Raw genomic sequence first — 279 nt, forward strand, 5'->3', positions numbered from 1 at the left:
TCCTTAAAAAATAGTTTCTCTCTTATTTTATGTCTTTGTAAGACAATTTCTTAAGCCTTTTTTACATATCCTCCATCGACAATCCTTGGTATCCGATATCGAATTTCTTGAATTTTCCTGTAGCCTGGAAGAAATGCTCGGCTTTATCTTTTAAAATGCCGAGATTTATATCCTTAGCTTGGCGTTTTACCTCATAAAAAATAACCTTCTGCTCCAGTTCATCGGCAGCGATAATATCGATTTCATTCTCTCCCTTTCTGTCCCACCAGGAGGCTATCT

At 36.9% G+C, this 279-nt stretch carries 1 protein-coding gene; it reads right to left on the reverse strand.

All coding sequences use genetic code 11. The features are described from left to right. Positions 1-61: 61 nt before the first annotated feature. Positions 62-279 (reverse strand): DUF234 domain-containing protein (locus ACZYSP_RS35620; protein WP_489019276.1); only part of this gene is annotated, 218 nt, incomplete at its 5' end.

The organism is Variovorax sp. F042 (genome assembly GCF_057814215.1).